Source organism: Clostridium facile, from assembly GCF_014297275.1.
Taxonomy (GTDB): Bacteria; Bacillota; Clostridia; order Oscillospirales; family Ruminococcaceae; genus Massilioclostridium; species Massilioclostridium facile.
Genome location: NZ_JACOQK010000001.1, coordinates 429644 through 452371, shown reverse-complemented (window position 1 = coordinate 452371; position 22728 = coordinate 429644). Strand labels below are relative to the sequence as shown.

General features: G+C 39.9%; 29 protein-coding genes. All 29 read left to right on the top strand.

The window, feature by feature from the left end:
* Nucleotides 1-151 precede the first annotated feature (151 nt).
* The 29 genes from H8Z77_RS01815 to H8Z77_RS01670 all read left to right on the top strand — a co-directional run bounded on the left by H8Z77_RS01815 (nucleotide 152) and on the right by H8Z77_RS01670 (nucleotide 22725).
* On the top strand, nucleotides 152-643 hold the full coding sequence (locus H8Z77_RS01815) for a terminase small subunit (RefSeq protein ID WP_186995989.1): 492 nt from the start codon (nucleotides 152-154) through the stop codon (nucleotides 641-643).
* Entirely contained in the window at nucleotides 627-1889 is a 1263-nt protein-coding gene (locus tag H8Z77_RS01810) for a PBSX family phage terminase large subunit (RefSeq protein WP_186995988.1), read from the top strand. Before H8Z77_RS01815 ends, H8Z77_RS01810 begins: the two co-directional genes overlap by 17 nt.
* Nucleotides 1890-1903: 14 nt before the next feature.
* Nucleotides 1904-3391: a phage portal protein gene (locus tag H8Z77_RS01805; protein ID WP_286165374.1), complete on the top strand. Its 1488-nt coding sequence runs from the start codon at nucleotides 1904-1906 to the stop codon at nucleotides 3389-3391.
* On the top strand, nucleotides 3378-4886 hold the full coding sequence (locus H8Z77_RS01800) for a minor capsid protein (protein WP_186995987.1): 1509 nt from the start codon (nucleotides 3378-3380) through the stop codon (nucleotides 4884-4886). The genes H8Z77_RS01805 and H8Z77_RS01800 overlap by 14 nt, the downstream gene beginning before the upstream one ends.
* Before the next feature lies 1 nt (nucleotide 4887).
* Entirely contained in the window at nucleotides 4888-5127 is a 240-nt protein-coding gene (locus tag H8Z77_RS01795; protein ID WP_207725994.1) for a hypothetical protein, read from the top strand.
* 85 nt (nucleotides 5128-5212) lie between these two features.
* Nucleotides 5213-5977: a DUF4352 domain-containing protein gene (locus H8Z77_RS01790; protein ID WP_186995986.1), complete on the top strand. Its 765-nt coding sequence runs from the start codon at nucleotides 5213-5215 to the stop codon at nucleotides 5975-5977.
* Between the two features lie 135 nt (nucleotides 5978-6112).
* A complete protein-coding gene (locus H8Z77_RS01785) occupies nucleotides 6113-6286 on the top strand; it encodes a hypothetical protein (protein ID WP_186995985.1) in 174 nt (57 codons plus the stop codon).
* A gap of 130 nt (nucleotides 6287-6416) precedes the next feature.
* A complete protein-coding gene (locus H8Z77_RS01780; protein WP_186995984.1) occupies nucleotides 6417-6641 on the top strand; it encodes a hypothetical protein in 225 nt (74 codons plus the stop codon).
* Nucleotides 6641-6781 (top strand): hypothetical protein, encoded by a 141-nt coding sequence (locus H8Z77_RS01775; RefSeq protein ID WP_186995983.1) that lies wholly within the window; start codon nucleotides 6641-6643, stop codon nucleotides 6779-6781. The genes H8Z77_RS01780 and H8Z77_RS01775 overlap by 1 nt, the downstream gene beginning before the upstream one ends.
* A gap of 10 nt (nucleotides 6782-6791) precedes the next feature.
* Complete coding sequence (locus tag H8Z77_RS01770; protein WP_186995982.1) at nucleotides 6792-7553, top strand: phage antirepressor KilAC domain-containing protein; 762 nt, start codon at nucleotides 6792-6794, stop codon at nucleotides 7551-7553.
* A gap of 141 nt (nucleotides 7554-7694) precedes the next feature.
* Nucleotides 7695-8285 carry a phage scaffolding protein gene (locus H8Z77_RS01765; protein ID WP_186995981.1) on the top strand — a complete coding sequence of 197 codons (591 nt, stop codon included), beginning with the start codon at nucleotides 7695-7697 and terminating at the stop codon, nucleotides 8283-8285.
* An 18-nt stretch (nucleotides 8286-8303) separates the two neighbouring features.
* The gene (locus tag H8Z77_RS11540; RefSeq protein WP_286165373.1) at nucleotides 8304-9512 is read left to right on the top strand and encodes a phage coat protein; all 1209 of its coding nucleotides are present in this window, start codon (nucleotides 8304-8306) and stop codon (nucleotides 9510-9512) included.
* 12 nt (nucleotides 9513-9524) lie between these two features.
* Nucleotides 9525-9929, top strand: coding sequence for a head-tail connector protein (locus tag H8Z77_RS01750; protein ID WP_186995980.1), 405 nt, complete (start codon nucleotides 9525-9527; stop codon nucleotides 9927-9929).
* Nucleotides 9905-10270, top strand: a complete 366-nt coding sequence (locus H8Z77_RS01745; protein WP_207725993.1) for a hypothetical protein — start codon at nucleotides 9905-9907, stop codon at nucleotides 10268-10270. The genes H8Z77_RS01750 and H8Z77_RS01745 overlap by 25 nt, the downstream gene beginning before the upstream one ends.
* Nucleotides 10270-10719 (top strand): HK97 gp10 family phage protein, encoded by a 450-nt coding sequence (locus H8Z77_RS01740; protein ID WP_186995979.1) that lies wholly within the window; start codon nucleotides 10270-10272, stop codon nucleotides 10717-10719. Before H8Z77_RS01745 ends, H8Z77_RS01740 begins: the two co-directional genes overlap by 1 nt.
* Nucleotides 10709-11131 (top strand): phage tail terminator family protein, encoded by a 423-nt coding sequence (locus tag H8Z77_RS01735; protein WP_186995978.1) that lies wholly within the window; start codon nucleotides 10709-10711, stop codon nucleotides 11129-11131. The genes H8Z77_RS01740 and H8Z77_RS01735 overlap by 11 nt, the downstream gene beginning before the upstream one ends.
* Nucleotides 11132-11135: 4 nt before the next feature.
* The gene (locus H8Z77_RS01730) at nucleotides 11136-11315 is read left to right on the top strand and encodes a hypothetical protein (RefSeq protein WP_186995977.1); all 180 of its coding nucleotides are present in this window, start codon (nucleotides 11136-11138) and stop codon (nucleotides 11313-11315) included.
* Nucleotides 11316-12620 (top strand): phage tail sheath family protein, encoded by a 1305-nt coding sequence (locus H8Z77_RS01725; protein WP_186995976.1) that lies wholly within the window; start codon nucleotides 11316-11318, stop codon nucleotides 12618-12620.
* Nucleotides 12621-12650: 30 nt separating this feature from the next.
* The gene (locus H8Z77_RS01720; protein WP_186997085.1) at nucleotides 12651-13112 is read left to right on the top strand and encodes a phage tail tube protein; all 462 of its coding nucleotides are present in this window, start codon (nucleotides 12651-12653) and stop codon (nucleotides 13110-13112) included.
* A 47-nt stretch (nucleotides 13113-13159) separates the two neighbouring features.
* Nucleotides 13160-13588 (top strand): phage tail assembly chaperone, encoded by a 429-nt coding sequence (locus H8Z77_RS01715; protein ID WP_186995975.1) that lies wholly within the window; start codon nucleotides 13160-13162, stop codon nucleotides 13586-13588.
* Nucleotides 13589-13771: 183 nt separating this feature from the next.
* The gene (locus tag H8Z77_RS01710) at nucleotides 13772-15886 is read left to right on the top strand and encodes a tape measure protein (RefSeq protein WP_186995974.1); all 2115 of its coding nucleotides are present in this window, start codon (nucleotides 13772-13774) and stop codon (nucleotides 15884-15886) included.
* Nucleotides 15887-16567, top strand: coding sequence for a LysM peptidoglycan-binding domain-containing protein (locus tag H8Z77_RS01705; RefSeq protein ID WP_186995973.1), 681 nt, complete (start codon nucleotides 15887-15889; stop codon nucleotides 16565-16567).
* A 12-nt stretch (nucleotides 16568-16579) separates the two neighbouring features.
* On the top strand, nucleotides 16580-17539 hold the full coding sequence (locus H8Z77_RS01700) for an XkdQ/YqbQ family protein (RefSeq protein ID WP_186995972.1): 960 nt from the start codon (nucleotides 16580-16582) through the stop codon (nucleotides 17537-17539).
* 1 nt (nucleotide 17540) lies between these two features.
* Nucleotides 17541-17795 carry a DUF2577 domain-containing protein gene (locus H8Z77_RS01695; protein ID WP_186997084.1) on the top strand — a complete coding sequence of 85 codons (255 nt, stop codon included), beginning with the start codon at nucleotides 17541-17543 and terminating at the stop codon, nucleotides 17793-17795.
* Entirely contained in the window at nucleotides 17792-18193 is a 402-nt protein-coding gene (locus H8Z77_RS01690) for a DUF2634 domain-containing protein (protein WP_186995971.1), read from the top strand. Before H8Z77_RS01695 ends, H8Z77_RS01690 begins: the two co-directional genes overlap by 4 nt.
* Nucleotides 18194-19258: a baseplate J/gp47 family protein gene (locus tag H8Z77_RS01685; protein WP_186995970.1), complete on the top strand. Its 1065-nt coding sequence runs from the start codon at nucleotides 18194-18196 to the stop codon at nucleotides 19256-19258.
* Nucleotides 19248-19796: a putative phage tail protein gene (locus H8Z77_RS01680; protein ID WP_186995969.1), complete on the top strand. Its 549-nt coding sequence runs from the start codon at nucleotides 19248-19250 to the stop codon at nucleotides 19794-19796. The genes H8Z77_RS01685 and H8Z77_RS01680 overlap by 11 nt, the downstream gene beginning before the upstream one ends.
* A complete protein-coding gene (locus H8Z77_RS01675) occupies nucleotides 19793-20581 on the top strand; it encodes a hypothetical protein (RefSeq protein WP_186995968.1) in 789 nt (262 codons plus the stop codon). The genes H8Z77_RS01680 and H8Z77_RS01675 overlap by 4 nt, the downstream gene beginning before the upstream one ends.
* 2 nt (nucleotides 20582-20583) lie before the next feature.
* Nucleotides 20584-22725 (top strand): BppU family phage baseplate upper protein, encoded by a 2142-nt coding sequence (locus H8Z77_RS01670; RefSeq protein WP_186995967.1) that lies wholly within the window; start codon nucleotides 20584-20586, stop codon nucleotides 22723-22725.
* Nucleotides 22726-22728 lie beyond the last annotated feature (3 nt).

Genomic DNA, 22728 nt, shown 5'->3' with positions numbered 1-22728 from the left:
AAACGCCCCCAAAAATTTATTCCTGTAGCGGGTTCGATTCCCACTTGTCCTACCAGCCTAAGAGGCATCCAACAAATACCCATACTACATACCAAAAAGCAGAGGATTACTCATCCCCTGCTTTTTATTTTGCAAAGAGAGGTGAGCTTACGTGACAGAAAAACAAAAACGATTTTGTGAAGAATATTTGATTGATTGTAATGCCACAAGGGCTTACAAAGCAGCATATCCGAACATCAAGAAAGATGAAACAGCTAGAACTAATGCAAGTAGATTGCTAACAAATGCTAACATCAAGAAATATATAGAAGATACACTGGAAAAAATTAGGTCTGATAAGATCGCAAACATTACAGAAATTATGGAATACCTTACTGCTGTAATGCGCAGGGAAAAGAAAGAATATATCGTTGTTACCTTAACAGAAGAAACCTCCAACTATATCCCAGATGAACGAGGCATACCGAGGAAACAGACAATAAAAAAAGAAACCCCGCAGATTGTAAAAATCCCCGCTAAACTATCAGACGCAAATAAAGCCGCTGAACTGTTAGGGAAACGTTTTGGGATATTCAAGGACAACGTCAACATTGATGGCACCATTCCTGTTGTCATAACAGGGGAAGATGAACTTGAGGAATAAAACAGTGATCAGCCTCCCGAAAGTAGTCGGGAAAGGCTATCGGGATTTTTGGAAGTTTAAAGGCCGTTATAGAGTTTGTAAAGGCAGCCGCGCATCGAAAAAAAGTAAAACAACAGCTCTATGGTTTATCACCAACATGATGAAATACCCAGGAGCAAACCTATTAGTAGTCCGTAAGGTATACAGGACACTAAAAGATTCCTGTTTCACAGAACTACAATGGGCAATCAGCCGCTTGCAAGTGAAATCCTATTGGGAAGTCAAAGAATCCCCTTTGGAAATGACCTATAAGCCAACCGGTCAAAAAATCTATTTTAGAGGGTTAGATGATCCGCTGAAAGTAACATCCATTACAGTAAAGACTGGTTATCTATGCTGGGCGTGGATAGAGGAAGCTTATGAAATTACCAATGAATCTGATTTCAATATGCTGGATGAATCCATCCGTGGGGCTATCCCAGAGGAAACAGGGCTGTTTAAGCAGATCACCATCACCTTCAACCCGTGGAATGAAAAACACTGGTTGAAAAAGCGGTTTTTTGACAACCCAGATGATGAAACTCTTGCCATGACCACAAATTATACATGCAACGAGTGGCTGGATGAATCAGACCTGAAAGTTTTTGAAACCATGAAGAAAAATAACCCCAAACGCTATAAAGTAGCAGGCTTAGGTGATTGGGGCATTATTGATGGTTTGGTTTATGAAAACTGGGAAGAAAAAGTATTTGACATAGAAGAACTGCAACAACTCACCCATATCCGTTCCGCTTTTGGGTTAGACTTTGGTTACACAAACGATCCCACTGCCCTATTCTGTGGATTTATTGACCAGACAAATAAAACAATCTGGGTATTTGACGAACTCTATCAAAAAGGCATGTCAAATGAAAAAATTGCCGAACGGATTATAAAGTTGGGCTATGCCAAAGAAAGGATACGGGCCGATTCCGCAGAACCCAAGTCGATTGACAGGCTTTATTCTTTAGGATTAAGCCACATTAGAGAAGCCCAAAAAGGAAAAGACAGCATATCTCATGGAATTGATTTTATACAAGATTATCACATTATCATCCATCCCAAATGCGTTAATTTCATTACAGAAATCAGTAATTACACTTGGGACACAGACAGTAGAACAGGAAAACGGTTAAATAAACCAGTAGATGATTTTAACCATTTAATGGACGCTATGCGATACGCTTTAGAGGATTTCTCTATGGGTGAAACATTTAGTTTTCAATAAGGGGGATAAAAGATTTGTTCCATTTTATATCAGATCCAGCAGCAAGGATGTACCACTCTACCCTTGTAGCTGATCGCATTATGACAGACGAACAATTTATCATCAATGAAATTTTAGAATTTAAAACTTCACAAAGTCGCAGAGAGATGTTGGACGGCGAGAAATATTATGCTGGTACACACGATATTCTAAACAGAAAGCGGGAAGTCATTGGGGAAAACGGCGACTTAGAACCTGTCGACAACCTGCCAAATAACAGAATTGTAGATAACCAGTATAAAAAGATGGTGGATCAAAAGAACAATTACTTACTTGGCAAACCATTTACCTTCCAAACAAAAGACAAGCACTATACTACAATCCTAAAAAATATTTTCAACCGCCGGTTCATGCGGACTTTAAAAAATATTGGGGAAGATTCCTTAAACCATGGTATTGGATGGATGTTTGTTTCTTACGATGATTCTGGTGGATTAGTATTGAAGCGGTTAAAAGGGTTTGAAGTAATACCAGAGTGGAAAGACGCTGACCACACAGTATTGGATGCTGCTATTAGGATACATACTGTAATTGTATATGACGGCATCACACCAAAGGAAGTGGAAAAAGTAGAAGTATTTGACCAGACGGGGATTTATTACTTTACATTACAATCCGGCAAATTGACACCGGAACAGCCTTATTTTAAACCATATATCACAGTATCAGAAAACGGTAAAGAACTTCCTTATTACTGGTCTAAAATCCCTCTTATTCCATTTAAGAGCAATGATAAAGAAGTTCCACTCATTAAACGGGTAAAATCCTTACAAGATGGCATCAATTCCATTGAATCCAATTTCCAAAACAACATGGAGGAAGATACCCGAAATACTATTTTAATCCTAGTAAACTATGACGGACAGAACCTTGGAGAGTTCCGCCGAAATCTTGCACAGTATGGTGCTGTTAAAGTACGAAGTGATGGTTCTCACGGTGGCGATGTTAGGAAGCTACAGGTGGAAGTCAATTCCGAAAACTACAAATCCATACTGGAAATATTCAAAAAATCTTTGATCGAAAACGCTATGGGATACGATGCGAAAGATGACCGTTTATCCGGTAACCCAAACCAGTTAAATATCCTAAGTATGTACAGTGATATCGATTTAGACGCAGACGCTATGGAAACCGAATATCAGGCAGCGTTTGAAGAACTACTGTGGTTTATTGATTGCCATTTATATAATACTGGGATTGGTGATTTTGAATCCATCCCTGTTGAAGTGGTATTCAACCGCAATATTATGATTAATGAAAGTGAATTGATTGATAACTGTAATAAATCCTCTTCTTTATTGTCTGAATCTACTGTATTATCCAAACATCCATGGGTACAAGATCCACAAAAGGAAATGGATACAATCAAGGAGGAACAAAAACAAACGCAGGAGGATAATGACCCTTATCAGGATGCTTTTTTGAAAGATAAGGCTGGTGATAGACCGGATGAAGAACCGTGATTATTGGAAAGAACGGGCGTTAGAATTGGAACAATCCAACCATCAATCAGCGCAGCAGCTCTACGAACGGTTGGACAAAGCATACCGCCAGGCAGATCAGGAAATTGAAAAACAAATCAGATCATGGTATCAAAAGTTTGCGGGAAACAACAAAATTTCCATACAGGAAGCAAAACAATGGATGTCCAAAAAGGATTTAGAAGAATTTAAGTGGAATGTTCAGCAGTATATTGCGTATGGGGAAGAAAACGCCATCAACCATCAATGGTTAAAACAGTTGAAAAACGCTTCTGCCCATTTCCATATCTCTAGACTGGAAGGGTTAAAGATAACATTGCAGCAGTTGCTAGAACAACTGTTCGGAAATTACTTGGATGATTTCGATAGCACAATTAAAAACATCTATCTGGAAAGCTATTACCATTCCATTTTTGACATCCAGCAAGGTTTTCAGATTGGCTGGACAATTGGTGAGATCAGCCAGAAAAAGTTAAACCAGATCCTGCAAAGCCCTTGGGCTACAGATGGAAAAAATTTTAGTGAAAGAATATGGGATGACAGAGTAAAACTGGTCAATATCCTAGGGGAAGAACTTACCAGGATGGTTCTACTGGGAGATGACCCAAATAAGGCGATTGAGAATATAACAAAAAAGATGGGTACATCCAGAAAAAACGCGGAACGGCTGGTTTTAACAGAATCAGCCTATTTTGCTGTTAACGCCCAACATGATTCCTTTTTGGATTTAGATGTAAAAGAATACGAAATAGTAGAAGCGCTTGATGGAAAGACTTGTAAAGAATGTGGGGATATGGATGGAAAACATTATCATATGTCAGAATACGAACCAGGAATAACAGCACCTATTTTCCATCCCCGTTGCCGTGGCTGTATTGCCCCCTATTTTGATGATGAATTTGAATTGGGGGCAGAACGTGCGGCAAGGGGGGAGGATGGAAAAACTTACTATATCCCAGCAAATATGACGTACAAACAGTGGAAAAAAGAATATGTAAAGAAAGAAGATTTGACGGATGAAGTCAACACTGATAAAATAAAGTTGACTGAAAAAGAAGAGCGGGCTTTCAATGGCTATTTAAGCAGTGAAAGTTATAAAATCAATAGTGAATTGCGTAGTGGAAAACAGTTAAGCGAAGAACAAAAGCAATTTATCAAAGAATTAGATTCCGCCTTAAACAAAATGCCTATCTATAAAGGGACTGTATACCGTTCTTTATCGGATTTGGAAATTGAAGATATAGCTGCTTTCTTATCGGAACATACCTCTGGAAAAGAAATTGAATTTCCCGCATATACGTCTACAGCAACACAGATTTATGATAAGAGTTTTCCAATCCAATATGTTATCCAATCAAAAACAGGCAGGGATATCCAACAATTTAATCCAGAGGAACATGAAATACTATTTTTACATCATACAAAATTTAAAGTGAACAAAGTAGAAGCTCATACAATATTTATGGAGGAAGTTTAATATGGACCAAAGATTTTCAGTTCCATATAGTCACCCCCGTTGGTGGTGGAATGGAAGCTACATTCCAAATTGTTTTCAATGCGCCCATTTCCGAGGGGCAATTAAAGGTAAAATATGTTGCATAGCATATCCAGATGGAATCCCAAAGGAATTATTAAAGGAAGGCTTCATCCATAATCAGCCTTATCCTGGAGACCAAGGTATTCTGTTTAAAGCGATTGAAAATAGTAGTGATTCGTAATATATTGTAATTTAGGAAATTACTTCTTGAAACATTATGGAAGATTATGTATAATAATAGAAAAAGGTTGAAAGAAGGAATACTTATGAAGTGCCCTAAGTGCGGTATGGAAATCTCTGAAAGCGCAAAATTTTGTGAACATTGTGGGAGCGTAATAGGACAGGCAAAAATAGATAGCGGTGCTCCTGATGCTGTTAGCCAAAAGGTAACGCCTGTTTCACCAAACCAAAACAATATCACAACGGTTCCAAAAAAGAAAAAAGGAATGACATGGTGGCAGCTGTCTATTTTAGTTGTTTCTATTGTTTTAGTAGGTTTACTGGTATGCGTCTTTTTGTTCGCTGGTTTTATGTCCTGCGTTGCTTCCAGAAGTGAGCAAAATTCCCAGAGTACAATTGCTTCATCAGATGCGGCAAACCAAGGAGATGAAGGACAAACTTCAGAAACAAGCAGTTATATTCCAGTTGGCACCGCTGCGACAAACAACAATTTATCTATTGCGGTAACTGGAGTAACAGAGCAAAAAGCGGTTGATGCAAGTTTCGGCCAATATTCCGCTGAGGAAGGCTCTAAATACATTGTTGTAAATGTTACTGTTAAAAATGTCGGGGATTCTATGGAAAGTTTCCAAGCATCTGATTTCCAGATAAAAACAAAAGATGACGTACAATATTCCCCTTCCCTGTTGCCTGTAGCAGATGAATTTATGTCATATGAATCTTTAAATCCAGGATTGGAACAAAGCTATTCTATTGCGTTTGAAACACCGGATACAGTAGTTTTATCCGATTGCTACATGCAGGTACAACAATTCTTGTCCTTGCAGCAAAGCAGATTTGCTTTAAGTTAATCATTTTAAATCCACAATATATTCAAAAAGCACACTTTCGGGTGTGCTTTTCTTTTGGAAAAATTTCTGAAAATCTCTTGACTTGTTGCTAGTAACATAGTATAATGTAGCTAGCAACAGAAAAGAGGTGAAAATTTGGCTGATAAAAGTAGGGCTGAGTACTTTAAAAAACGTCGTGAAACTATTGGACAATTTAATGTTTCTGTTCCAAAAGAAAAATTAAATGCACTCGATAAAAAACTACAGCAACAAAATAAAAATAAAACCCAATGGTTAAACGAAAAGATTGATGAAGAACTTAGCAAATAAAAAAGACATCCGCTCTCCCCGACCAAGAGTTAAGCAGATGTCTACAATAAGAAGTTACCTTCTGTAAATCCATTATACTACAGAAGCGTACTTCTTGCAACCATTTTTAAATTGCAGGAGGTTTTTTAATATGAGAAAAAGTTTATTGAATCTGGAACCGTTAATAGACAGGGATGAGCAACTAGCATCTTTCGCTATGCTTTTGGCAGACGCAATGGAATCGGAAGGGGCAGATATAGACGTTTATATCCCAGCAACTAGATTACTGGCAGATCTTTTCCAGAAAAATAATGAAAATTTAAAAGAATTATATCGTACTATAAGCCTGGAAGAACGGCAGGGGGTTGTTGCGTAATGAAACAGCCGACAATCTTATGTGGGAACGATAAAAACAAAAAGTTTGTAGCAATATATTTAATATTTCAACTGTTAAAACAAGCTGATGAAAAACAGCTTAAACAATTATACGTATTTACAAAATCATTTCTTGCTTGAGAGGTGCAATATGAACGAATTACAAATCTTTAAAAACGAACAATTCGGAGAAATTAGAACGATTGAGGAAAACGGAAAAGTATTGTTTTGCGGGAAAGATGTTTGTGCAGCACTAGGTTATAAAGATTCTACAAGCGCAATGAAACAACATTGTCGTGGGGTGGTGAAACACCACCTCATCGATTCACTAGGAAGAAAACAACAAACTAACTTCATCCCCGAAGGCGATATATACCGCTTAGCCGCAAAATCAGAATTGCCAGGTGCAGAAAAATTTGAAAGTTGGATTTTCGATGAAGTTCTCCCTGCTATTCATAAGCACGGCGCATACATGACCCCAGAAACCCTGGAAGCCGCCTTGCTAAACCCAGATACCATTATCAAGATTGCCACAGCCTTAAAGGACGAACAGGAGAAAAACAAGGTATTGCAAGCGGAAAACAGTGCCTTGACTGTTGACAACGCTATTATGCAGCCTAAAGCGGATTATTTTGACGAACTCGTGGACAGGAACTTACTAACAAACCTGCGGGAAACCGCCAAACAGTTAAATATCAAAGAACGAGAGTTCATCCGGTTCCTGCTCGACCACAAATATTTATATCGGGATAAGCGGGGCAAACTCATGCCATATGCACAGCATATTGAAAAAGGGCTGTTCCAGTTAAAGGAACAGTACAATGAAAAAACAAATTGGAGCGGGACACAAACCCTAATTACCCCAAAAGGAAGGGAAACCTTCCGGCTGCTGTACTTAAAAGCGGTATCCTAAATAATTAAATAATCAAAGCACTTTGCACAAGCAGGGTGCTTTTTTTATACCATACCGCCACTTTGGTATTTCGGGCGTAAACTGTAAAGACAATAGGACTGGACTGAACCAGGTAAAAAATGTATTGAAAGGATGTTACACATGAAAAAAGACGAATTTGTAAAATTAGGGCTGGATGAGGAAACCGCACAGAAATGCGCAGACGCTTCCGCGGAGGAACTAAAAGGGTTTATCCCTAAATCACGCTTTGATGAGGTAAACACGGAAAAACAACGCCTGGAAACCACATTAAAAGAACGGGATACCCAGCTGGAAATCCTGAAAAGTTCCAATGACGACGTTGCAGCCTTAAAACAGCAAATCGAAACACTTCAACAGGAAAACCGGTTGAAAGAACAGGAACACGCCAAAGAAATTCGGCAGATGCAGCGGGTGGAGGTAGACAATGAACTCTTATCTGCCGCCAAAGCAAAAAACAAAAAGGCGCTTAGCGGCCTTCTAGATGAAATTGATGATGCTGTTGAGCTGGAAGAATACCGGAAACAACGGCAGCAACAGATTGATGCGTTGAAAAAATCAGAGGAAACCAACTTCCTGTTCCAAGAAGAAAATAAAAAGATTTCCTTAAAAGGTGCGTCTTTAGGGGAATCCGGCGTAGATCCAACCGGGCAGCCTGTTGATGTCAGCAAGATGACTTACGACCAACTTTGTGAATATTATTCACAGCAGTAATTAGAAAGGATGAATTGAATGGCAAAATTTGATTCTAAAAGTTTTAACCCCCAGGCGTTTGGTGCCTATGTAGAAAATGTGCCAAACGTCAAAAAAACAGAACTGGCACGTTCCAAAGCAATCGGGACCAATACCCAGGCGGAAACAGCCTTAAGTACCCAAACTGGCTCTTTATACGCCCGTATCCCCTACTTTGGAAATATTGATTCCAGTACCAGCCAGAACAACGACGGCGCAACGGATATCACCAGTTCTAACCTAACTACATATGAACAAGGCTTTATTGTTGCCAGCCGTATGGATTCCTGGACAGAACGCAGTTTTAGCCAAAATATCACCGCTGGTGTAAATTTCATGGATGAAGTGGGCAAACAGATTGCCAACTATAAATGGGAAGTGCGCCAGGATATCCTGTTAGCGATTCTAAAAGGTATTTTCTCCATGAAAACCACTGGCTCTGGTGTTGCGGAAAAAGCGGCAAAAGAATTTATCGAAAAACATGTTTATGATATCACCAATGATATCATAGGGGACGAACCAGGGCATGTTGGCGTTACTTCTTTGAATAAGGCAATCCAGAAAGCCGCAGGGGATAACAAAAATATCTTTAAACTGGTGGTTACCCATAGTGAAGTTGCAACCAATCTGGAAAACCTAAAACTGTTGAAATATCTTACTTACAATGATGCTAACGGCGTTGAACAGGATTTGACCGTCGGCACATGGAACGGCCGTATCGTTTTGATTGATGATAACATGCCAACCGCAGAGATTGCGGAACGGTATGTTGCTTGCAAGTCCACCACAGAAGGCGCATTGAAATGTACCACCGCTGGAAGCGGCGCAGGAGAAGTAAAACTTTCAGACGTACAAACGACTTTACCTTCTGCCAAAGAAAATGATTATGTCCTATTGTTATCCGCTGGGACAGCATACACCAGTTATGTATTAGGGGAAGGTTCCATTGTATTAAAGGACATTGGAGATTCTGTCCCATACGAAATGAGCCGTGACCCAAAAGTGAATGGCGGGCAGGATACCTTATATGCACGTGACCGCTATATTTGTGGCGCGAAAGGGATCAGCTTTGAAAAGCCATCCTCTTTGACCGCATCGGCTTCCAATGAAGATTTATCTACCGGCACAAACTGGAATATCATCAACGATGGCACCAATGCGATTGCGCACAAAGCAATCCCAATTTGTAAAATTGTTTCCTTAGGATAATGGAGGGATTCTATGGGCTGTACAAACGACATAAAAAAACAGTGTGCCGAACTTTTAAACCATTTAGGGGTAGATGTAACTTGTCAAGACCTACTATTGGATTTTATCCTTCAAAATGTTACTGCCCATATTTTAAATATCACCAATCAAACTTCTATTCCAGAACAGCTTATCCCAACCGCTATTTATCAGGTGGTTGGAGAATATTTAAAACTGAAAAAGGATTCTGGAAATGTAGATAGTTTCCAAATTAATTTTGATGCTGCGGTTAGTTCCATTTCAGAAGGGGATACTAGCGTTTCATTCGCTACTGGAAACGGAAACTTAACTCCAGAACAACGGCTAGACAATCTAATACAATATCTGTTGGGAAGCAAGGAGGATGATTTATATTGTTACCGGAAACTAAAGTGGTAAAAGCCATAGAAAGCCTGTATTGTGGCACCTGTTCTGTTTATCAGAAGGAAAAACAAAAAAGGCCGGACCATTCCACCAGTTTTGTAGAAAAACTGGTATTGGAAAACCAGCCTTGCAGGCTTTCTTTTTCCTCATCCCCTGCTAATGGATTAGATGGAAACGTCCGTTCTGTTAGCCAGTCTATTAAGCTTTTCCTTTCTCCTAATACAACTATCGCTCCAGGATCTAAAATTGTTGTTACACAACATGGAAAAACTATAGCATACAAAAGCAGTGGCATTCCCTCTGTATACCGTTCCCACCAGGAAATCAATCTGGAACTGTTCCAGGGATGGGCATAATGGGAAAAGGTAATTCTGATTTTACCCAATTGAAAGAATGGATTGATAGGATAGAAAATTTTGACAAAAACCGTAAGCAGGCTTTTATTGAAGAATGCTTGAAAGAATTGGCTGCACGTTTAATACGTTATTGTATTAAACGGACACCTGTTGTTTCAGGTGCGCTAAGACGTGAATGGACAGTAGCCAACAGTAACTTTACTATAAAAAGGCATGGAGATACCTATCAAGTAGTTGTAACCAATCCTCTTTTTTATGCTTCTTATGTGGAATATGGGCATTTACAGGAACCAGGACGGTATGTTCCAGCTATTGGGAAACGGTTAAAAGCATCTTGGGTAAAAGGAAAGTTTATGCTGACAATCTCTGAATCTGAACTGCAACGGATTGCCCCAAAACTGCTGCAATCTAAATTAGACAAAGAATTGGAGGGGTTATTTGGTCAATAAAATCATCAGCGGGATTAGCAATGCCTTATACAATGAATTTGGTGAAGGATATGAAATCTATACCCAACAAATAGAGCAGGGTTTACAACAACCCTGCTTTTTGATTGCCTCTCTCTCCCCTTCCTATTCCTTGTTCCGTGACAAGCGTTACCGCTTTCAGGATACTATTGCTGTACAGTACTTTCCTTTACAGGTAGGAGATTACATAGAACTCAACCAGATATTATACAGGTTGTTTTCCTGTTTAGAGTATATCACAGCAGATGGCGATTTGATCCGCGGGGCGAATATGCAAGGGGAACAAACGGATGATATCCTGACATTCAAAATAGATTTTGACCTGTTCCTATATGATTTTACAAAGGAAACAGGTATGGAAGAGTTAGAACAAAAAACAAATATAATGGAGTGATTTTTTGAATAGCAAAAAACAGCTAGAAGAAGCTGCCTACTATGATAAACAACAATTGCTTTCCTCTAAACGATACCGTGGAAACAGGGATGCACTATCCGCCCTGTTAGAGGACGGTAAGTTTTACACACTGCAAGAAGTGGACAGCGTTTTAACAAAATTTTTAAAAGAAAGGGTGATATAAATGGCGTTAGGTGGCGGTAATTATACCGTACAAAACAAAATCCTGCCAGGGGCGTATATCAATTTTGTATCGGCAGCCAATGTGTCTGTTACGTTATCTGACCGTGGCATAGTTGCTATGCCATTTGAATTGGATTGGGGTGTTGATAACCAAGTGTTTGAAGTCACCGCAGAAGAATTTGAACGGAACAGCTTACAGCTATTTGGGTATCCACATGGACATGAAAAATTGAAAAATATCCGTGAAATTTTTCTGCACGCAAAAACATTATACGCCTATAAACTCAATTCCAGTGGTGTGAAAGCCTCCAATAATTATGCGGAAGCCGTTTGTGGCGGGGTTCGTGGCAACAGTTTACAGGTATCCATTCAGAAAAATGTGGACAACGGGGAAAAATTCGATGTCAAATTATTATTGGACGGCGCTGTGCTAGATACCCAAACAGTAGAACAGGCAAGTGAATTGAAGCCAAACCAGTTTGTAACGTGGAAAGAAACTTCTTTACAAGTAACTGCAGCCACCCCATTAACAGGAGGCACTAACGGTTCCGCGGTTACTTCTAAAGAATATCAAACCTTCTTAAATAAAATCGAATCCTACAGTTATAACATTTTAGCCGTTGCCACTGCAACTGTGGAAATCAATAATTTGGTTGCATCCTTCTGCAAAAGGATGCGGGATGAACGGGGAGCAAAATTTCAAGCAGTCCTATACAATACTGCCGCTGATTATGAAGGTGTTATTAATGTAAAAAACACGGTTTCAGAAAGTGGTTCTACTGCTGCCTTGGTTTATTGGGTTGCGGGGATGCAGGCAGGTTGTGCGGTAAACAAATCAGTAATGAACAAACCTTATGATGGGGAGTATACCGTTATTGCGGATTATACGCAAACTCAATTGGAGGATTCTATTCAAGCTGGGGAATTTGTATTCCACAAAGTTGGAAACGAAATTCGGGTATTGCAGGATATTAATTCCCTGGTAACCACTACGGAAGAAAAAAACAGTTTATTTCAGGATAATCAAACCATCCGTGTTATTGATCAGATTGCCAACGATATTGCGTCCCTGTTCAATACCAAATACTTAGGCAATATCCCTAATAACGAAAGCGGCCGTATTAGCTTATGGTCGGATATCGTAAAGCACCATGAACAGCTGCAGGAATTAGGTGCAATCGAAAACTTTAGCGATTCGGATGTAACTGTATCTCAGGGAGATACCAAAAAATCTGTAATAGTATCCGATAAAGTCACAGTTATCAATGCTATGGCACAACTCTATATGAACGTTGTAGTGGAATAGAAGGAGGTGTATTGATTGGCAAATGTAAAGATGAATGGTAAAGACGCAATTTCAGCATCCCTAGCGGAGTGCTTTGTTACCATTGGCGAAAACAGGTATAACTTCATGCAAGCGATTAACTTAGAAGCCAATTTTGAAAAGAGTAAATCAGAAGTACCCATCCTAGGCAAAACCGGAAAAGGAAATAAATCTACTGGATGGAAAGGTACTGGCTCAATGACGGCACACTACAACTCCAGTGTATTCCGACAGATGATGTTGCAGTACAAGGACACTGGAGAAGATGTCTATTTTGAAATTCAGATCACCAATGAGGACCCGACTTCCGCCGTTGGTCGCCAAACCATTGTTTTGATGGATTGTAACATTGACGGTGGTATTTTAGCCAAATTTGACGCTGATGGTGAATATCTGGATGAAGATATGGATTTCACTTTTGAAGATTTCAAAATGCCAGAGACCTTCGCTTTATTGGAAGGCATGTTATCATAATCTATCCCCGCCAACGATGGCGGGGTTTCTATTAGGAGGTTTTGACTATGAACAGTTTATCCTTATTTTTAAAAAAGAATAAAAAGCAAAAAAAAGACACTACTTATGCCGCAACAAAATCATTGACAGATGAAAATGGTAAACCTTTGCTGTGGACTATCCGTCCAATTACAAGTAAAATCCATGACCAAATCCGTGAAGATTGTATGATTGAAACCCCTGTACGTGGAAAAAATACAGTCCGTACAAAATTTGATTCCACCAAATATATTGCGAAAGTTATCTCTGCCTGTGTGGTAGAACCAAACTTGTATAGTAAAGAATTGCAGGATTCCTATGGGGTGATGACGCCGGAAGATTTGGTACGGGAAATGGTGGACGATCCAGGAGAATATATGGCATTTTCCGCTTTTGTTAATCAGTTGTGCGGATTGGATGAAAGCATGAATGACAAGGTGGAAGAAGCAAAAAACTAATTGAAGGGGGCGATCCAGAAGCGAATTACGCTTACTATTGCCTCCACAAACTCCGAATTTTACCTTCTGTGTTTATCAATTTAGATCCAAACGAAAAAGCATTTATCATTGCTGCGATAGATAAACGGATTGAACACGAAAAGAAAGAAGCGAAAAAAGTAAAAGCCAGAAGGAGGTGACAATTTGGCAGGAATACAATCAACTCTTAGTGTAATTGACAGGATGACCGCCCCTATACGTGGGATTTGCAGTGTTTGCAATACTCTGATTGGAGTTTTACAAAAAGTCGATTTAACTTCTGGGAACGCTTTTGACCCTAATGAAATCAAAGCAATGAAAAGCGCCATGTCACAAGCGGAATCCCAGGTTGTAATGATCAAAGAAGAAATTGAAAATGCCGAGAACAAACAGGAACAATTCAATGATACAGTGAAAAAAGGCACTTCTGGCATGGACGGGCTGGTTAACAAGGCGAAGCTATTAGCAGGTGCTTACGCTGCCATCCGTGCTGGTGGCAAAGTGATGAATTTATCTGACCAGATGTCACAGACAACCGCTAGGCTAAATTTAATGAATGACGGTTCCCAATCTACCAATGAACTAAAAGATCAAATTTTCGCTTCTGCTCAACGCTCCAGAGGGGATTATCTACAAACAGCGGATGTTGTTTCCAAGTTAGGGATGAGAGCAGGAGACGCTTTTTCTAGCAATACTGAAACAATTCAATTTGCGGAAAACCTGAATAAACAGTTTGCAATTGCTGGAGCTTCCCAAGAAGAAATGTATTCTGCTACTTTACAATTAACCCAAGCATTGGGTTCCGGTGTGCTACGTGGCGAAGAATTAAACGCAGTCTTTGAAGCGGCACCTAACGTAATCCAAACCATAGCGGATTATATGCAGGTTCCAATTGGTTCTATCCGTGAAATGGCATCCGAAGGGGAATTATCTTCTGACATTGTAAAGAATGCTATGTTGGCGGCAACTGATAGCATTAACCAACAGTTTGAATCCATGCCAATGACATTCAGCCAAATTGTAACCATGATGAAAAATAAAGCAATTAAAGCCTTTGAACCAATATTGACAAAGATCAGCCAGTTGATTAACAGCGAAGGTTTTGCTGAATTTACAGATAATATCTCTATGGGGATGCAATTAGCCGCCAATACTGCCCTTAGCTTATTTGATATGATTATGAATATCTCTAACTGGGTAAGTGATAATTGGAGTTTAATAGGGCCTATTATTTATGGAATCGTAGCCGCTATGGTTGCATGGAAAGTAGCTACAATGATGTATACCATAGTAACAGGCGCAGCTTCACTTGCAAGCGGCGTCCATGCTGCCGCATTGGCGTTACAATCCGGCGCGACCTTTGGTGCAACTACCGCTACTTATGGATTAAATGCCGCACTTTTAGCAAACCCCATCACCTGGGTTGTTATTTTAATCATCGCATTAATAGCAGCTTTAGTTCTATTATGGGATAACTGTGAAGGTTTCCGTAACTACATGGTAAATATGTATGCTGACCAAACAAAAGCTTTAGCTCAATTTTATAATGATGGTTGGGTTCCATTCGCCAATGGTGTAATTGATATTCAAAATGGCTTAATGGATGCCATCAAAGAATTTTGTAAAGGCGCTATCAATGCTTTTGCGGATATGTGTGTCGGCATTTTGGAAAACGTTGATTGGCTTACCAATGGAATCAAACAAATGATGGAGATCTACAACAAAATCGCTACTGCCCTTGGTGGAAAAGCCATTGACATAGAAGCAGCTTTTTCTGTAGATACCGTCAACGCTGTACGCAATAAATACCTTGCACAAGTAGACGCATTATTAGAAATGAATAAATATGACAAGTTGCCTAAGTTGAATTTAGATAAAGTAAATGCCTTGGTTGACAGTACGGCGGAATCTGTTAAGAATTTTACGTTTTCTGGTTGGATAGATGGCGTGATCAATGATGTAAAAGATAAGTTGGCACCAGATGAAAATGGAGGTAACGATAATCCTTATACCTATACTGGGGATAAGCATTTAGGAAATATTGATGATAGCACCAAAGGGATTAATGATAAGCTGGATATTACCGAAGAAGATTTACAGTACCTAATGGATTTGGCGGAGCGAGATGTTATCAACCGATTTACAACAGCGGAAATTAAAGTGGATATGACCAATAACAATACCATCAGTTCTGATATGGACATTGACGGAGTAATCCATAATTTTTCTATGAAGCTTAACGAAGCAATGGAGAAAACAGCGGAAGGGGTGCATGTATAAATGTATGATTTTTATTTGGATAAAACTCTATTACCTGTTTCGCCTTCTAAATTGGAACTAAAAATAACTAACCAAAATAAAACCATGAATTTAATTAATGAACATGAAGTAAATGTTCTAAAATCCCCAGGTTTAACCGAAATTTCTTTTGATTTTCTTTTACCGCAGGTACAATATCCATTTGCGAGATATTCAGACGGGTTTCATCCGGCGGATTATTATCTGGATATCCTGGAAAAGCTGAAAACCAGTCAAACCTCTTTCCAATTTATTGTTTCCCGTTCTACCCCAAACAGAAAAGGGCTTTATGGTACGAATTTAACCGTGTCTATAGAGGACTACACTATTTCAGAGGATGCAGAACAAGGATTCGATATCACAGTAAGTATTAAACTAAAACAATATCGCCCTTACTCCACGAAAACCTGTAATGTTTCTTTGCCTTCTTCAATCGGGGGAAAACCAACAGCAAATGTTAATTCACAAAGAAATAATTCCAATTCCCCTTCTTCTGGCGGCGCACAGAGCTACACTGTTGTAAAAGGCGATTGTCTATGGAATATTGCCAAACGGTTCTATGGAAATGGCTCTTTATACCCCAAAATCTATAACGCCAACCGTGACAAAATTCAGAATCCTAACCTGATTTATCCAGGCCAGGTATTGGTGATTCCGGCTTAGGAGGTGTATAGGATGAAATTAGAACTATATACCCAGCATGGTGAAACCGTCTACATGCCTTGTATCAAAGAAAAGATTACCTGGCAGACAGAACGGAAAGGGGTGCCTGGGACGCTGACTTTTACTGTTATACCAGATAGCACTCTAATGTTAGAAGAAGGCGATCCTGTAATGTTAAAAGTGGATGATGCCAATCTTTTTTACGGATTTGTTTTCAAAAAGAAAAGTAAGGAAGATAAAGCCATTGAGGTAACCGCCTACGACCAACTAAGGTATTTAAAAAACAAGGATACCTATGTGTATTCCAATAAAACCGCTGGAGAAGTGATCCAAATGATTGCGGATGATTTCAATATGCAGACAGGAGTATTAGAGAATACAGGCTATCGGATTGCTTCCAGAATTGAAGAAAATACTACTTTGTTTGACATCATCCAAAACGCTTTGGATGTTACCATGCAAAACACTGGCCAAATTTATGTGCTGTATGACGATTTTGGGAAAATAGCATTGAAAAACATTGCGTCCATGCAATTGAATTTATTGATTGATAATGAAACAGCGAAATCCTATGACTATACTTCTAGCATTGATGACAATACTTATAACAGGATTAAGCTCACATTTGACAATGAAAAAACAGGAAAGCGGGATGTATACATTGCCCAAGACAGCAATCATATGAACGCTTGGGGGGTACTGCAATACTTTGAAACCTTACAAGAAGGGGAAAACGGCGCAGCCAAAGCGGATGCGCTACTTTCCCTATATAATTCTAAAACTCGAAATCTTTCTATTTCCAATGCGTTAGGAGACAATAAGGTTAGGGCTGGTTGTATGTTGCCCGTAATCCTGGATTTAGGGGATGTACAAGTAAAGAACATGATGCTGGTAGAAAAATGCAAACACACGTTCAATGACAATGAACATTACATGGATTTAACTTTGAGAGGGGGCGAATTTGTTGCTTGATATGATAAATCTATTGGAACTCATCAAAAAAGCCGCCAATGAAGCGGTCGAGAACACAAAACCTGTTGTGGTTGCGTTTGGAAAAGTGGTTTCCAGTTCTCCATTGAAAATTTTGGTGGAGCAGAAATTAAATTTGGACCAGGAACAGTTAATTGTAACGGATCATCTAAAAAACTTAGCTACAGGCGATTGTGTCGTTTTACTTAGGCAGCAAGGCGGCCAGAAATACATTGTATGGGATAAGGTGATCCTATGATTCCAGCAGTAAATCAACTCTTATCCAACAGTTTAGAATTAGTTGTACAACCTGGGCAGACCTATCAAATGGACCATAAAACAAAAACGATCAACGGTATAGTTGACGGTTTGGAAGCAGTTAAACAGACGGTTTATATGATCCTGAATACAGAACGTTACCAGTATATTATTTACAGTTGGAACTATGGGGTAGAACTGGCGGATTTATTTGGTCAGCCTACCAGTTATGTGTGCCCTGAATTAGAACGCAGAATAACAGAAGCTTTGATCCAGGATGACCGGATAGAATCCGTGGATTCTTTTGAATTTGTGGTTTCAAAAGGAAAAGTTACTGTTTCGTTTGTTGTACACACTAATCTTGGAGATATACCAATGGAAAAGGCGGTGATGATATAAGTGTATGAATCTATAACTTATGAAGATATTTTGGAAAGGATGTTAAACCGTATTCCAGATACATACGACAAGCGGGAGGGCTCCATCATTTACAACGCCCTTGCCCCTGCTGCTGTAGAACTGCAAAATATGTATATCCAATTGGATGTTACTTTGAACGAAGCGTTTGCGGATACCGCTTCCCGTGAATACCTTGTAAAGCGGGCGGCAGAACGGGGACTCGAACCATATCCTGCTACCTATTCAATTGTGCAGGGAGAATTTACCCCAAGTTCTGTAGAGATTCCGATTGGAGCAAGGTTTAGCTGTTCTACTTTGAACTATATGGTTAATGAAAAAATCAATGCTGGGACTTACAAGCTACAATGTGAATCTACTGGGGAACAAGGGAATATACCCTTTGGCGATTTAATTCCCATCAACTATATTGATGGGTTAGAAACCGCTAAAATCACAGAAGTATTAATTCCTGGCGAAGATGAGGAATCTGTAGAAGATTTACGAAAGCGGTATTTTAATAGTTTTGACCAACAAGCATTTGGTGGAAACATTGCGGATTATCAGCAAAAAACCAATGCTTTAGACGGTGTAGGCGCTTGTAAGGTTTATCCTGTATGGAATGGCGGGGGAACTGTTAAGCTGATTATCCTAGATGCTGAATACAATACTCCATCCAGCGAATTGGTAAAGACGGTTCAAAATGCCATTGATCCATCAGAGCAAGGTACCGGTTTAGGGCTTGCCCCTATTGGGCACATTGTCACTGTAGAAGGTGCCACGAGTGAAAAAATCAACATTCAAACCGTCTTTACCTTTAATAAGGGATATCAATTGGAATCTGCCTTGCCATCTTTGCAGGCTGCAATTGACCAATATTTAAAGGAATTACGGGAAACGTGGCAGAATGAAAATGGATTAATTGTCCGAATTAGCCAAATAGAATCCAGATTATTGGATTGCAATGAAATTGTTGATATCCAGGATACCAAAATCAATGGTGCTGCAAAAAATTTAACTTTATCTGATACGCAGGTTCCGGTTAGGGGGACAATCAATGGAAAGTAACCGTTTTTTAATTGACTATCTCCCCCTTTACCTAGCTGAATATCAAGAAATGAAGCTAATTATGGAAACAGAACAACCAGAGATTGGTCAACTATGGAATGAACACAGCCAGTCTTTAGACAATATGTTTTTACAAACAGCAGATGAACCTTCCGTTTCAAGATATGAATCCATGCTTGACATTTCACTAAATCCTACGCTTTCTTTAAATGAAAGACGATTCCAGTTACAGCTAAAATTCAACGAGCAGCTACCTTATACTTTGAGGGCTTTAAATCAAAAATTAGAAACGGTCTGTGGCCCTAGCGAATTTGATATTGAATTGGTATCATCAGAATACAAATTGACAGTAAAAGTAGGCTTAACATCAAAGCAAAACTTGCAATCTGTTAAAGAAATGGTGGAACGGATGGTCCCGTGCAATCTAATTTGGACGGTTACATTAAAATACAACCAGCATGAAACACTGACACAATATACACATGAACATCTAGAACAATATACCCACGACCAATTAAGAAACGAGGTGTTAACATGAGCATAGAGCCAAAAGCAACATCTGATACTACTAATTTTGGTTTAACAAAACCTGATCCATCCGATCATTACGACATAGAAGTATTTAACCAAAATTTTGATATCATTGATCAAGCGTTACAAACCTTGAAAAGCGGTGTAAACGATAAGGCAAACAAAGATGCTGTACAAATAATCCAAACATCTATTACAGAAATCCAAAACAACTATGTCCCAAAAACAAGGACAATTAACAATAATCCGCTTAGTGGCAATATCATCCTAACAGCTAACGATATAAAAGCAGTACCTACTACAAGAAAAATCAATAATAAAGCACTATCTTCTGATATTTCTTTGACTTACAGCGATGTAAACGCGGTGCCCACTACTCGAACTATTAACGGTAAAACTTTATCGTCCAATATCGTTTTAACAGCGGAAAATGTTAACGCGTTACCACAAGCGGACGCAGAACCTGATACAACCACCACCCAAAAAACAATAGGTGGCTGGAATGTAAACTACATAAAAATTGGGTACAAACAGCTGTATGTACGTATCTCTAAGACCTTTACAGGAGGCTTGGCAAGACAGGACCATGTTAAGCAGTCAATTACATTGCCATTTAGCACAGTTAGGGAATATAAGCTGCACGCTACATTAATGGTTGGTTGGGCTTTAGACTCCAGACCCGCCTTGGGGTATATTGATGGAACAGAATTTTGGATCACAACAGCAGAAGCAATTACAAATGATATCACCTTTGAAGCATTTGGCGTGATCTCGGTGGAAGAGGATGTATAGCCATGAAGAACATACAATCTATCACAGTTGATGTTGTTCCAAGGCTTATCTCACAACCCACGGTCAATGTTATCAAGGGGGACAGTGAAACCCGGTACATAGATGTTACCGTCCTAAATAACGGCGAGCCACTACAGCTAGAGGATGATGTCACAATCTCATACGTATATGCCAAGCCTGATTGTACACAAGTAATCAATCCGGCTACTATATCCGGCAATATTGTATCTATAGAGTTAAGTGACCAATGCTTGACAGTTGCCGGGTTATGTTCCTGCGAAATCCAGTTTTACAAGGGCAGTCAACAACTTACCAGTGCAATGTTTAAGGTATCCGTACATCCTGGTGTATACGATGCGGACGCACTGGAAAGCAGCGACGAATACTTGTCATTGTCCAAGGTGGTAAATGACGCAGAGGAAGCAGCCGAGAATGCTAACCAAGCCGCAGACAATGCAAACGCAGCGGCAGAAAAAGCCAACCAGGCAGCAGATAATGTTAAGGATGGTACTACGTATATCCCTAATGTTTCCGCTGATGGCATTATCAGCTGGATCAATGGGCAAGGATTGCCCAACCCTGACCCCGTAAATATCAAAGGCCCACAAGGCGAACCTGGGCAGCCAGGGGCAGATGGACAAGCCGCTACCATCCAGGTTGGAGTGGTTACCACCTTGGAGCCAGGGCAATCTGCTACTGTAACCAATACTGGGACAGATACAGCTGCAATCCTTGACTTTGCCATCCCTCGTGGGGAGGATGGCGCTGGTGGCGGTGATACCATCATTGTGACCGCAACCGGGACAACTATCCAGTTAACCGATAGTAGCGACAGGCCTCTACAAGGGCTAACGATTTATGGGAAATCCCAACAAGTTCAAACAACTGGCGCTCAATTATTGGCTGCCCCAGAAGAACAAGTTGAAGGCACTACCTCATATCATTACGTTAACGGTATATTGTCAACAACCGGTGCAGGCGATGATGTGGCTACTACGTTTTCTGGTAAGTTTGTCTTACCGGCTGGTACCTATACATTTTCCGGTGAGGCAGAAAAGAAACAGTATACAACCATTAGCCTTGTAGATTCCTCTGGAGCCAGTATCACTACTGGAGGCGATCTGAGTTTTGCAACTAACACAAAATCAGAAAAGGAAATTGTCCTGACAGAGAAAAAAACAATATCCCTCAGGGTATGGACCAATACAGCGGCAACAGAATCCAACAATACCATCAAGCTGATGTTAAACTCTGGTTCTTCCGCACAACCTTGGGAAGAATATTTCAACGAAATCTCCTCCCCTAGCCCGGAATATCCGCAGAAAATCCATCACGTTGGAGATAGTGGCAGTATTACTATAACTGTTGACGATGACAGCACAAGTACCCAACCGCTTGTAGTGGATACTACAGGGGGATTACCTGGTATTCCGGTAGCCTCCGGCGGAAACGTGACAATAGAGGGTCAGCAATATATATCAGAGACTATTCAACTATATTCTGATGGTACCGGCAAACGGGTTAGCCCTGTGAAAACCATTGTGCTGGATGGTTCGGAAACCTATTCGGTCAACGCTTCATCTACCAATACAACCAGATTTTACATTAGTGTTGCCGATATCAAAAGTTCCCTTGCACCAGCGTTATGTAGCCACGCCAAATATAAAGAAATTTGGGGTGGAGATGAGGTTGGATTCTATTTAAGTTCCAACTATATTGTGTTCCGCATGCCAAAAGCAGTGGTTGGTGAAACAAAAGACAGTGTCCAAAAGTGGATTGCGTCCCAACACAGCGCAGGTACTCCGCTAACAGTAATCTATCAAACTGCTATATCCACCGAATCAGAACTGGAAAAGGGCGAGGCGCCGAATGTCCAATCTGTACATACCTATTATCCGAACACTGCTATCAATAACAGTGATAGCGCTTATATAGATGTCCGGTATGTTGCGGACACAAAATTATATATTGATAACCATTCCGATGGTGCAGGATATCAAATAGGCGATGGGCTGAAAATATCAGATGGAAAGTTAGTGGTAGACACCGCCACAGAAGTAGAGCAGGACAACACCAAGCCGGTGACATCGGCTGCGGTATATATGCAATTAGGAAACGTAGAAGCATTATTGGCAGATATTTAGGAG

Coding starts and splice junctions, on each gene's coding strand:
- H8Z77_RS01810 (WP_186995988.1), top strand. CDS start 627: ATGAACTTGAGGAATAAAACAGTGATCAGCCTCCCGAAAGTAGTCGGG.
- H8Z77_RS01800 (WP_186995987.1), top strand. CDS start 3,378: ATGAAGAACCGTGATTATTGGAAAGAACGGGCGTTAGAATTGGAACAA.
- H8Z77_RS01795 (WP_207725994.1), top strand. CDS start 4,888: ATGGACCAAAGATTTTCAGTTCCATATAGTCACCCCCGTTGGTGGTGG.
- H8Z77_RS01790 (WP_186995986.1), top strand. CDS start 5,213: ATGAAGTGCCCTAAGTGCGGTATGGAAATCTCTGAAAGCGCAAAATTT.
- H8Z77_RS01780 (WP_186995984.1), top strand. CDS start 6,417: ATGAGAAAAAGTTTATTGAATCTGGAACCGTTAATAGACAGGGATGAG.
- H8Z77_RS01775 (WP_186995983.1), top strand. CDS start 6,641: ATGAAACAGCCGACAATCTTATGTGGGAACGATAAAAACAAAAAGTTT.
- H8Z77_RS01770 (WP_186995982.1), top strand. CDS start 6,792: ATGAACGAATTACAAATCTTTAAAAACGAACAATTCGGAGAAATTAGA.
- H8Z77_RS01765 (WP_186995981.1), top strand. CDS start 7,695: ATGAAAAAAGACGAATTTGTAAAATTAGGGCTGGATGAGGAAACCGCA.
- H8Z77_RS11540 (WP_286165373.1), top strand. CDS start 8,304: ATGGCAAAATTTGATTCTAAAAGTTTTAACCCCCAGGCGTTTGGTGCC.
- H8Z77_RS01750 (WP_186995980.1), top strand. CDS start 9,525: ATGGGCTGTACAAACGACATAAAAAAACAGTGTGCCGAACTTTTAAAC.
- H8Z77_RS01740 (WP_186995979.1), top strand. CDS start 10,270: ATGGGAAAAGGTAATTCTGATTTTACCCAATTGAAAGAATGGATTGAT.
- H8Z77_RS01725 (WP_186995976.1), top strand. CDS start 11,316: ATGGCGTTAGGTGGCGGTAATTATACCGTACAAAACAAAATCCTGCCA.
- H8Z77_RS01720 (WP_186997085.1), top strand. CDS start 12,651: ATGAATGGTAAAGACGCAATTTCAGCATCCCTAGCGGAGTGCTTTGTT.
- H8Z77_RS01715 (WP_186995975.1), top strand. CDS start 13,160: ATGAACAGTTTATCCTTATTTTTAAAAAAGAATAAAAAGCAAAAAAAA.
- H8Z77_RS01705 (WP_186995973.1), top strand. CDS start 15,887: ATGTATGATTTTTATTTGGATAAAACTCTATTACCTGTTTCGCCTTCT.
- H8Z77_RS01700 (WP_186995972.1), top strand. CDS start 16,580: ATGAAATTAGAACTATATACCCAGCATGGTGAAACCGTCTACATGCCT.
- H8Z77_RS01695 (WP_186997084.1), top strand. CDS start 17,541: ATGATAAATCTATTGGAACTCATCAAAAAAGCCGCCAATGAAGCGGTC.
- H8Z77_RS01690 (WP_186995971.1), top strand. CDS start 17,792: ATGATTCCAGCAGTAAATCAACTCTTATCCAACAGTTTAGAATTAGTT.
- H8Z77_RS01680 (WP_186995969.1), top strand. CDS start 19,248: ATGGAAAGTAACCGTTTTTTAATTGACTATCTCCCCCTTTACCTAGCT.
- H8Z77_RS01675 (WP_186995968.1), top strand. CDS start 19,793: ATGAGCATAGAGCCAAAAGCAACATCTGATACTACTAATTTTGGTTTA.
- H8Z77_RS01670 (WP_186995967.1), top strand. CDS start 20,584: ATGAAGAACATACAATCTATCACAGTTGATGTTGTTCCAAGGCTTATC.